Annotated in this window: 11 protein-coding genes; 4 read left to right on the top strand and 7 right to left on the bottom strand. The window is 63.1% G+C overall.

What is annotated here, in order from left to right; genetic code table 11:
- Positions 1-47: 47 nt before the first annotated feature.
- Both ABW043_RS06930 and ABW043_RS06935 read right to left on the bottom strand, forming a co-directional pair.
- Positions 48-266 (bottom strand): helix-turn-helix domain-containing protein, encoded by a 219-nt coding sequence (locus ABW043_RS06930; protein ID WP_353920487.1) that lies wholly within the window; start codon positions 264-266, stop codon positions 48-50.
- Between the two features lie 2 nt (positions 267-268).
- Complete coding sequence (locus ABW043_RS06935; protein ID WP_353920488.1) at positions 269-844, bottom strand: hypothetical protein; 576 nt, start codon at positions 842-844, stop codon at positions 269-271.
- A 110-nt stretch (positions 845-954) separates the two neighbouring features.
- On the opposite strand from ABW043_RS06935, the gene ABW043_RS06940 reads away from it, so the two are divergent.
- The gene (locus ABW043_RS06940) at positions 955-1,326 is read left to right on the top strand and encodes a chlorophyllide reductase (RefSeq protein ID WP_353920489.1); all 372 of its coding nucleotides are present in this window, start codon (positions 955-957) and stop codon (positions 1,324-1,326) included.
- A gap of 3 nt (positions 1,327-1,329) precedes the next feature.
- On the opposite strand, the gene aac(6') is transcribed toward ABW043_RS06940, so the two are convergent.
- Positions 1,330-1,806: an aminoglycoside 6'-N-acetyltransferase gene (aac(6'), locus tag ABW043_RS06945; protein WP_353920490.1), complete on the bottom strand. Its 477-nt coding sequence runs from the start codon at positions 1,804-1,806 to the stop codon at positions 1,330-1,332.
- Entirely contained in the window at positions 1,773-2,414 is a 642-nt protein-coding gene (locus ABW043_RS06950; protein ID WP_353920491.1) for a S24 family peptidase, read from the bottom strand. The genes aac(6') and ABW043_RS06950 overlap by 34 nt, the downstream gene beginning before the upstream one ends.
- Before the next feature lie 131 nt (positions 2,415-2,545).
- On the opposite strand from ABW043_RS06950, the gene ABW043_RS06955 reads away from it, so the two are divergent.
- On the top strand, positions 2,546-2,902 hold the full coding sequence (locus tag ABW043_RS06955; RefSeq protein ID WP_353920492.1) for a DUF952 domain-containing protein: 357 nt from the start codon (positions 2,546-2,548) through the stop codon (positions 2,900-2,902).
- The gene (locus ABW043_RS06960) at positions 2,899-4,005 is read left to right on the top strand and encodes a quinone-dependent dihydroorotate dehydrogenase (protein ID WP_353920493.1); all 1,107 of its coding nucleotides are present in this window, start codon (positions 2,899-2,901) and stop codon (positions 4,003-4,005) included. The genes ABW043_RS06955 and ABW043_RS06960 overlap by 4 nt, the downstream gene beginning before the upstream one ends.
- A gap of 3 nt (positions 4,006-4,008) precedes the next feature.
- On the opposite strand, the gene ABW043_RS06965 is transcribed toward ABW043_RS06960, so the two are convergent.
- From ABW043_RS06965 to ABW043_RS06975, 3 genes are read right to left on the bottom strand one after another with little or no spacing between them, the layout of a single operon-like run.
- Positions 4,009-4,209: a hypothetical protein gene (locus tag ABW043_RS06965; RefSeq protein ID WP_353920494.1), complete on the bottom strand. Its 201-nt coding sequence runs from the start codon at positions 4,207-4,209 to the stop codon at positions 4,009-4,011.
- Entirely contained in the window at positions 4,206-4,880 is a 675-nt protein-coding gene (locus ABW043_RS06970; RefSeq protein ID WP_353920495.1) for a nucleoside/nucleotide kinase family protein, read from the bottom strand. The genes ABW043_RS06965 and ABW043_RS06970 overlap by 4 nt, the downstream gene beginning before the upstream one ends.
- A complete protein-coding gene (locus ABW043_RS06975) occupies positions 4,880-5,167 on the bottom strand; it encodes a DUF6460 domain-containing protein (RefSeq protein WP_353920496.1) in 288 nt (95 codons plus the stop codon). The genes ABW043_RS06970 and ABW043_RS06975 overlap by 1 nt, the downstream gene beginning before the upstream one ends.
- A 65-nt stretch (positions 5,168-5,232) precedes the next feature.
- Between ABW043_RS06975 and ABW043_RS06980 the strand changes: the two genes are divergently transcribed.
- Positions 5,233-7,660, top strand: a 2,428-nt coding sequence (locus ABW043_RS06980) for a ligase-associated DNA damage response DEXH box helicase (RefSeq protein ID WP_502908609.1), incomplete at its 3' end; no start/stop codon positions are given.

Consider the following 7,660-nt stretch of genomic DNA (forward strand, 5'->3'; position numbering starts at 1 on the left):
CGGATCACGCGCCGCACTCTTTTTACCGGTCGTTTGCGCCCGGCTTTCTAGCTCGCGCCATCAACCGGCGCGAACACCACCACATCGCCCGGCTGGCACTGCAGATACCGGCAGATCGCTTCGAGCGTGTCGAACCGGATGCCCTTGACCTTCCCCTGCTTGAGGAGGCTCAGGTTGGCCTCGGTGATGCCGATATATTCGGCGAGATCCTTCGATTTCACATTCTGCTGCGCCAGCACGACGGCGAGGTTCACCTTGATCCCCATGGTCAGATGAACTGGCTGTTTTCTTCGGCAATCGCCGCGGCCTTCTCCATGGCCCAGGCAAGGGCCGAAATGGTGCCGGCAAACATGGCAAGCAACAGCATGTCGCTGTCGATGCTCACCACAAGCTGCCGATGGCCTTCGGCAGCCGTCCAGGTCAGCACCAGCCCCATCAGCGTATGGCTCACAAGCTGCGCCAAAGCAGCCAGCATGCCACCCATGGCAAAGTCCCTGAGCCCCGCAATGCCTTCCGAGGCAAACGGCCGTCCCGCGGCAAAGCTGCCGACGCAGGTCCGTAGCCGCGCAAAACCCCAGGCCATCGGCAGCGCCGTGAGCAAGCCCACGACCGCCGCGGCGATCCGCTGCCCCATGGTGATATCGGGCAAAAACTCTGGCCCAAGCGCCACCATGCTGCGCACTTCAATAGGATCGATGAACAGCCAGTAGAGTGCAGCGCCCATCGGCAGCAGCGTCGCCAGCGTCACCGCGGCGATGGAAAGGCCATTGAACAGCAGCGCCATGCGCGGCGCGACCTGAATAGCCCTGTCGCTGCCAAACGCGGTTTCCATTGCCTCACTCATCGTCTCATCTCCCGTTTCGATGAGCGATTGGTCTCACAAAAATTATTGTCTGACAATAATAAAAAGCCGTACGAGGAATAAAAATTATTGCAAAACAATAAGGATCATCAATGCGCACCTTTTCTCTCCTCGCTCTCGTAGCCCTGTCCACCGCCCCCGCATGGGCGGCGCCAACCACCAGCACAGGCCGGATTTCCGTCACCCAGGTCATGGAAATGGTCCAGCGCGCCCGCAGCGATGCCACGGCCCGCAACACCGTCGTCGCCTATCTCGCCGGCGTCGGCGAAACCGCTGGCCTGATGGCTGCGGAAGCCGTGGCCCGCGGCGCCACACCGCTCAGATGCACCAGTAGTTTTGATCTCTCGGAAGAGGTCGCCGTCTCGGCTCTTTCCGCCGGCGCGCCCGATACGGCAAGCTGGGCCGAAACTCCGGCAACGCCGATTATCCTGGCCGATCTCTTCGCCCGGGCAGGGTGCCGCTAGGCACTAGGCCAGCACCTTCCTGAAAAACACTACGCGCTGAGTTTCCTCAAAACCCAGCGCGCGATGCATATCGAGGCTCGCAGAATTCTCCGGCGCCGCATCCGAGGCGAATTCCGTGCAGCCCTGTTCTCGCCCCCAGGCTTCCACGGCACCAACCAGTGCCCGTGCTACGCCGTGCCCACGCGCTTCTGGTTTCACGAAAATCCCTTCGAGAAAGGCCACCGGCGATGTCTTGCAGCCATTCACATAGTCGCGCCGCAGCGCCGCCTCGGCAAAGCCCAGCGCCGCCCCATCCGCACCACGCGCGATCAGGTTCACCGTCTCTCCAGCATCCGCCAGCAATTCGGCAATGTCAGCCGCATGCGCGCCGTTCCCGCCACTCGGCCACAGCGCCGTCCGCATGGCAATCCAGTCCTCGGCGTCAGCCTCTGTCGCCGGCTTCGCCGTCACTGGCTGGCCCAGATGATCCGCGCGATCCATTCGATATCCCTGGTATTGAGCATCCGCGGTTCATAGGCGGGATTGAGCGAATGCAGCTCGATCTGCTTGGCGCTCTGCCGAAAGAGGATCTTTGCCATCACTTCGCCTTCGCGTGTCTTGACCACCACCCGGTCGCCGCGCCGCACCTGCTCGGTGGGCGAAACCACCACCCGGTCGCCCTCACGATAAAGCGGCTCCATGCTGTCGCCCTGGATTTCGAGCGCATAGATGCCGGGATCGACAGGCGAGGGCAGGGTAACCTCGTCCCAGCCTTCCCCGGCCGGAAATCCCGCACTATCGAAAAAGCCGCCCGCGCCCGCCTGCGCCAGGCCCAGCAGCGGCACCGTCTGTCCAAAGCCAGTGTTACTGGTCTGCATGAACGCTCCTGCTCCAGCGAGGAAACTGTCGAACCCTTCGCCTGTCGCTTCCAGAATTTTGGAAATGCTCTCCGTCGACGGCCAGCGCTCGCGCCCATCCTTGCTCACGCGCTTGGAAACATTGAACGCGGTGGCATCGAGCCCGGCGAGGCGCGCCAGGGCCGAAACCGAATGGCCGTGACGCTGCGCCAGCGCGTCGATACCATCCCAGATGGCCCGGTGAGAAAGCATTGTCGAAGCCGTTAAAAGGACATTGATCAGGGGTGAGGAAATTAATCCTAGATTAATACCCGCTCGCCCCCCCTGTAAAGCCCGCGCAAACATGCTTGCTCAGCCTTGATCACTTAACTAGGTTCGCGCCCATGTTGACACCCGAGCTGATCTACAAAATCACCACTGCCGTGGCCTTCGCCCCGGCGCGCCTTTCCGGCCAGTTTGAAGGCATGCCCATCGACGCCAAGGATGGCTACATGCACTTCTCGACGGCGGCACAATTGTCCGAAACGCTGCGGCTGCACTTTGCCGGCCAGGCGGGCCTGCTGCTGCTCGCCGTCCCGACGGCCGATCTGGGCGATGATCTCGTCTGGGAGCCCTCACGAGGGGGCGAACTCTTTCCGCACCTTTATGGCGGCCCCCTCAAACTTTCGTCTGTCGTCTGGGAAGAACCGATCAGCGTCGCCGCGGACGGCTCCTGTGTCTTGCCCTCGGGTGTCAAATGATTTTCTCCGCCTTCGCTCCGCTGCTGCGCAATGCCGGCCTCGCCAATCTGACGCGTGATACGCTGCTGCGCATGGACCCCGAGACCGCCCACGGTGCCACCATCACCGCCCTGCGCCTGGGTCTCGCACCCCAGCAGGAGCACAAGGATACGCCCGAACTCGCAACGACCCTCTGCGGCCTTGAACTGAAAAATCCCGTCGGCATGGCCGCTGGTTTTGACAAGAACGCCGAAGTCCCGCGTCCGCTCGCCCTCATGGGTTTCGGCATGGTCGAGATCGGCACCGTGACCCCGCGCCCGCAGACCGGCAATCCAAAACCTCGCCTCTTCCGCGTCGCCCCTGCCGATGGCGTCATCAATCGCATGGGTTTCAACAATGAAGGCCACGACGCCGCTTTTGCGCGCCTGAAAGGTCTGCGCGTGCCCGCCGCCCTCGGCGTCAATATTGGCGCCAACAAGGACAGCGAGGATTTTGTCGCCGACTATGTCCTCGGCATCCAGCGTTTCGCCGATCTTGCCGACTACCTGACCGTCAACATTTCCTCGCCCAACACCCCCGGCCTCCGCAATCTTCAGGCCGACGAAGCTCTCACCCGACTTCTCGACGCCGTGCTGTCCGCCCGCGCCAAGGCGAAAACCCGCGTGCCCGTCCTCCTGAAAATCGCGCCCGATCTCGACGAAGCGGCCATGGACGCCATTGCCCGCGTCATCCTCGCGACCGATCTCGACGGCCTTATTGTCTCCAATACGACCCTGTCGCGCGATCCCGTCGCCGGCATGGAAAACGCCGATGAGACCGGCGGCCTCTCCGGCAAACCGCTCTTCCCGCTTTCCACCCAGCGCCTTGCCCAGATGCGCCAGCGCGTCGGCGCCCTGCCGCTCGTTGGCGTCGGCGGCATTCATTCCCCGCAAACGGCTCTGGCGAAAATCGAAGCCGGCGCTAATGCCATCCAGCTCTATTCGGCCATGGTTTTTGGTGGCCTTGACCTACTCGACCGCATCAAGCGCGGCCTCGTCGCCGGGGTGCGCTCGGCCGGCAAGAAGAACATTTCCGAACTCGTCGGCAGCAAGACCGACGCCTGGGCCCGCGGCGAAGCCGAATAGGCCTCAGACCGCCACGCCCGAACAGATCCGCGCGGCCTCGGCCTCGACATCGCGCGGATCAAGCGTCGCCGTCAGGTTCTGATGGAATATATCGGCCGAGATGATTGTGACGCATTCCCGGAACGGACTTGGTCGCAGCAGCACGGCGCCGGCAACCATCGCCGCGCCGATCAGAATTGCCACGGCAATGCCCCAGCTATTCACCGCTCGACATCCAGCTCGATCACCACATCGGCCCGATCCTGCGACAGCATCACGCGATCATAATTGGGCAAATCATTGCGCTCGATATGCGCCCGATTGCGCTCCTCGGTGAAAAGCCCCTCTTCGCCATGCCGCTTCATCAGCCGCGCCCGCACCAATTCCCGCGGCACGACGATAAAGGCGGAAAAATCGAGCAGCGACTTTACCTCGGCCCAGGGCTCGTCCCCGAGCAGCAGATAATTGCCCTCGACCACCAGCACCTTTACCTCCGGCGCGATCGTAAAAGCGTCCTCGACCGTATCCTCGATCTTTCGCGAATAGCCCGGCCCGCTCACCGCGTCCGTTGCCGCCTTCAGCCGCCCGAGAAACGCAACGAACTCCCCGCCCTCGAATGTATGCGGCGCGCCCTTGAAGTCGGTCTGTCCCATCGCCTCGAGCTTGGCGTGCTTCATATGGAAGCCATCCATCGGCACCAGCGCCGCCGAGCCCGGCGCCGACACATTCAGCGCCGCTACCAACTCCGCGGCCAGCGTCGATTTGCCGGTCCCGGGGCCTCCCGCCAGCCCAATGGCCACGCGCCTGCCGCCGGCTTTTTCCGCCAGCTCCTGCGCCTTCCATGTCAATTCGGTCAGCGCATCGATCGGCGTCAGCTTCAGCCGTCCCTCAAGCATCAGCGCCTCTGCATCAGGCGCAGGATCAGCCAGACCGGCAAGACGATCGCAGCGCCCGTCAGCACATAGGTCCCCAACTGCCTGAACACCGCGCCACCATCGCGCAGCATATCGCGAACGGCATCCACGGCGCCACGCACGAGGTCGGCGGCATCAAACCCGAACACCGACATGATGAAGCCGACAAACAGCGAAATCAGCACCAGCTTGATGGCGAGGGACCCCGGCCGATCGCCCAATAGGCGCTCAAGACCGGAACGAGATGCGGGTCGGCTGTCTTCTGTCATCGGTCGGCTCCGTTTGGCAGTGTTGAGACCATCATATAGGCTTGTGGGTGATTTGCAGTAGGTGCCTGTTGTCAACTTTCGCGGACTCCGCTCTTCCTCCAATCATCGCCAACTGGTTCGCGTCGCGCGGCTGGTCGCCCCGTCAGCACCAGCTCGACGTCCTCAAAAGCTACCAGTCAGGCGCCAGCCAGCTCCTCATCGCCCCCACCGGCGCTGGCAAGACCATGGCCGGCTTCCTGCCCACGCTCTCCGAGCTGGTCGATGGCAAGTTCCAGGGCCTCCACACGCTCTACATTTCGCCGCTAAAGGCCCTCGCGGTCGACGTGCACCGCAACCTCTCCAATCCCATCGACGACATGGGCCTGCCCATATCGGTGGAAGCTCGCACCGGCGACACCTCCGCCAGCAAGCGCACCCGCCAGCGTGTAAAGCCGCCCCATATCCTTCTCACCACCCCCGAGCAGCTTGCCCTCCTGATTTCGCATCCCCACGCCGAACTCATGTTCGGCACCCTTCGCCGCGTCGTCCTCGACGAACTCCATGCGCTCGTGACCAACAAGCGGGGCGATCTCCTCTCCCTCGGCCTCGCGCGCCTTGCCAAGCTCGCGCCCGACATGCGCATCACCGCGCTTTCGGCCACCGTTGCTCGCCCCGATCTTCTCCGCGATTGGATCGCCCAGCCGCATCCCGATCGCCCCACCGATCTCCTCCGCATGATCGGCGGCGCCCCGCCCGAATTGGCCATTCTCGAAACCGAAGAGCGCCTACCCTGGGCCGGCCACTCGGCCAACTATGCCCATCGCGAACTCTACGAGACGATCAAGCAGCACAAGACGACGCTCCTCTTCGTCAACACCCGCTCCCAGGCCGAAATGCTGTTCCAGGGTCTCTGGAACATCAACGAAGACATGCTCCCTATCGCCCTTCACCACGGCTCTCTGTCGGTGGAACAACGGCGCAAGGTCGAGGCCGCCATGTCCGACGGCAAGCTGAAGGCCGTCGTCTGTACCTCGACCCTAGATTTGGGCATCGACTGGGGCGACGTCGATCTCGTCGTCCAGGTCGGCGCGCCAAAAGGCTCGTCGCGCATGCTGCAGCGCATCGGTCGCGCCAATCACCGGCTCGATGAACCCTCAAAGGCGCTTCTCGTCCCCTCCAACCGCTTCGAGGTCCTGGAATGCGAAGCGGCCGTCGAGGCGGTTTCGGAAAACCATCAGGACAGCGAAGATCCCCACCCCGGCGGCTACGACGTCCTTGCCCAACACATCCTCGGCATGGCCTGCGCCGAACCATTCCTCGCCGATGATCTCTATGCCGAAATCACCCGCGCCTGGCCCTATCACGACCTCACGCGCCCCAAATTCGACCGCGTCCTCGATTTCGTCGCCACCGGCGGCTATGCCCTCCGTGCCTATGAGCGCTATGCGCGCCTCAAGCAAAACCCCGACCTCACCTGGCGCCTCTCCCACCCCTCGGTCGCCCAGCAGTACCGCCTCAACATCGGTACCATCATCGAAGAGCCCATGGTCCGCGTCCGCCTCATCCGCTCCAAGGAGCAGAAGCGCGGCCGCACCACCGGCCCCATCGGCGCTGGCGGCCGCGTCCTCGGCGAAATGGAAGAGTACTTCTTCGGCACGCTTACCGTGGGCGACACCTTCATCTTCGGCGGCGAAATCGTCGCTTTCGAAGGCATGAAAGACAACGAAGCCTTCGTCTCGCGCGCCTTTACCAAAGACCCCAAGGTCCCGTCTTACTATGGCGGCAAATTCCCACTCTCGACCTATCTCGCCGAACGCGTCCGTCGCATCATGGACACCCCCGACGAGTGGCAAAAACTCCCCAACCAGGTCGCGGACTGGCTCCGCCTGCAACGCGATTTTTCCGTCCTACCCCGCCGCGATAGTCTCTTGGTGGAGACCTTCCCCCGCGGCACCAATCATTTCATGGTCTGCTACCCCTTCGAAGGCCGCCTCGCGCACCAGACCCTCGGCATGCTCCTCACCCGCCGTCTCGAACGCATGCGCGCCCGCCCCCTCGGCTTCGTCGCCAGCGAATATGCGCTCGCCGTCTGGGGCCTCGGCGATCTCTCGGCGCTGATCCGCACCGATCGCCTCTCACTCGACGAACTCTTCGACGAAGACATGCTCGGCGATGATCTCGAATCCTGGCTCGACGAATCCGCCCTGATGAAGCGCACCTTCCGCAACTGCGCCATCATTTCCGGCCTCATTGAGCGCCGCCACCCCGGCAAGGAAAAGTCCGGCCGCCAGATCACCATGAGCAGCGACATCATCTACGACGTGCTCTATCAGCACGAGCCCGACCACATCCTCATCGAAGCCACCCGCCGCGACGCCGCTCGCGGCCTCCTCGACATCGAGCGCCTCGGCAATATGCTGGCTCGTGTGAAATCCCACATCGTTCACAAGCCCCTGCACCAGATTTCGCCCCTCGCCGTGCCGGTCATGCTCGATATCGGCAAGGAGCCGATTT

Origin of the sequence: Devosia sp., assembly GCF_040509215.1 — a bacterium.
In the GTDB taxonomy this organism is placed as follows: domain Bacteria; phylum Pseudomonadota; class Alphaproteobacteria; order Rhizobiales; family Devosiaceae; genus Devosia.